The sequence below is a fragment of the Clostridium sp. genome (assembly GCF_036569345.1).
Taxonomy (GTDB): domain Bacteria; phylum Bacillota; class Clostridia; order Clostridiales; family Clostridiaceae; genus Clostridium_AD.
On the sequence record NZ_DATCQT010000091.1, the window covers coordinates 1 to 2532 of the forward strand.

Genomic DNA, 2532 nt, shown 5'->3' on the forward strand with positions numbered 1-2532 from the left:
CCATAGTAGAGCTAACGCGGCATCGTTCAATAGCTCGTTTCAGACATTGAGCAACTTTCGTAGCTACCGTCGTCTAAGTATATACTTAAGATGATAGCTCTTATCGGCTCAACATCTGAATCCGAACCTATTCATTTCACGACATTTTTATTTGCTCTTATGTAGCCTATAGACTCATTGTTAGTCTTATGTATATAATAACCCCCCATATTATTGCTAATAATGGTGTCTAATTGAGAATATACACTCCCTTTATGCACTATTTTCACTTTATACATGACATTATGAGAGATTGTTTTATGGTAAATAAAAAAAGAAGCCAACCTTTTAAGCTCCTTAAAAATTGCATACTTATTTTATTAATTGTAGTTTTAGTATTTTTAAAATTGTTAGATAATATTTAAATTTAAAAATGAAAATTAGAAAATTGTAATATGTAGCATCACAAAAACAATGTGTATCAATATATAAAAAAGTGAGAAACTAATTCTATCTATTTTAATTTAGGAGGTTGTTTTTATGGGTGATATAACTAAAATTCCTTTGATTTCATCAGAAATAGCAGGCTTGTGGAATTCTTACATGAGTGACACTATGATGGTTTGTATAATTAAACATTGTATTTACAATGTAGAAGATAGTGAAATTCGCGATATTTTACAACAAACTTTAGATTTATCCAATCAGCATATTGAAGAATTAACGAATATGTTTAATAAAGAGGAATTGACTATTCCAGAAGGATTTACTGATAAAGATGTAAATGTAAATGCTCCACGTTTATTTACTGATTCTTTCTACTTGGCTTATTTGAGCTTTATGGCAAGAATAGGAATGCATAATCACACTCTAATTATAAATCAAATAGCACGCTCTGACATTAGGGCTTACTTTTCAACACGTATTAATGAATACTTAGACCTTTATAACAATTCAGCAGATTTAAGGTTATCAAAAGGTATATTTATAAGGGCTCCACGTGTAGAAGTTACTAAGGAAGTTCAATATGTAAAAAATAAAAGCTTCATTATAGACTGGTTTGGAGAAAAAAGACCATTGCTTACAGGTGAAATAACTCATATTTTCAGAATTATTTTTTCGAATTTAGTTGGGCGAGCAATTACAACGGGATTTGGTCAAGTATCTCAAGATAAAAAAGTTTCTGATTATTTTTTTGAAGGCAAAGATATTGAGACAGAAAAAATTCGTGAATTAACTGGACTTTTGACTAAGGAAGACATTCCAATTCCATCGATTTCAGACTCATTTGTAACTGATTCTACAGTTTCACCTTTCTCAGAAAAATTGATGATGAATCATTCAGCAGTGTTATATTCATCAAGAATAAGCAGTTTGGGTATGGCAATGGCAGATACTATGAGGAGCGATCTTGAGAGTAAATACATGAAATATCTAGTTAAAACTATGAAGTATAATAAAAATGGTGCAGATATTATGATTGATAACAGATGGCTAGAACAACCCCCACAAGCTGTAAAACATGAAAATTTAGTGGGAGTCTAAGATTGAGGCGTAAGGGATTGAATAAATGATAGTTCGTAATTTTTACATAAAACAAATGGATGAATAGAAATTAAACAGGATATAGGATTTTATGATTGAGAGGTAGATTAATTATGGATTGGAACACACTGCTTAATAAATCAGATAGTTTGTATGAAAAACTACATCATATTCATGTAGAGTTTTTTGATTTTTGGAAAAATAATATCCTATTTACTTGGAGATGGTGGATAGCCGTATCATTTATTATTTTACCGTGGATTATTTGGTTATTGGTTAGAAAAAAAGAAAGTACAGACAGACTGTTATATGTTGCCCTTTTTGTTATGGTATTTTCCTCTGCTTTGGATGATATTGGTATAACAATGCACTTATGGAATTACCCAATAATGGTGTTTCCTTTAATGCCAGAATTTATTACCTTTGATGTTTGTGTATTACCTGTTGCTACTATGCTATGTATACAGTATTTTCCTAATGTAAGTCCTTATATTAAAGCAGTAATATATTCTTTAACTAGTTCTTTTATGTTTGAGCCCTTGAATGTGATGCTTGGGATGTATGTAACGATACAATGGGAGTATTATTACTCTGTCCCTATAATGATCTTCATATATTTAGTTGCGAATTATTTAGCATCGAATAATAAATTTACTAAATTGAAATAATTAATGCCTTTTTTCTTTATATTGATATTTCATTTGTTCACAATTACAATATCAATGTTTAGCTAGTATAATATTTATATTTGCTGGTCAAACTATATTTATAAATTGTAAATTGTAAAATTTTCGTAATTATTAAAAAAGTAGTGGGCCCCCACTACTTTTTTTTATTTTCTTTATATTTTATAGAACAAAAATCATTCAACATAATAAGTGTTATCTTGAATGCCTTTTGTATTTTAGAGAATAAAAAGTTCGTTAGAGTCATATTTAATAAATTTTATGGGTATATATTTAATTGCAAAGGCAATCGGAAACCCTTCTGTGCCTTTGTGTTTTTTAT

Annotated in this window: 2 protein-coding genes; both read left to right on the forward strand. The window is 29.3% G+C overall.

Annotation, left to right across the window (positions count from 1 at the left end; genetic code table 11):
• Positions 1 to 519: 519 nt before the first annotated feature.
• Positions 520 to 1524 (forward strand): DUF3231 family protein, encoded by a 1005-nt coding sequence (locus VIM70_RS09645; RefSeq protein WP_331945543.1) that lies wholly within the window; start codon positions 520 to 522, stop codon positions 1522 to 1524.
• 113 nt (positions 1525 to 1637) lie between these two features.
• Positions 1638 to 2192 carry a CBO0543 family protein gene (locus VIM70_RS09650; RefSeq protein ID WP_331945544.1) on the forward strand — a complete coding sequence of 185 codons (555 nt, stop codon included), beginning with the start codon at positions 1638 to 1640 and terminating at the stop codon, positions 2190 to 2192.
• Positions 2193 to 2532 lie beyond the last annotated feature (340 nt).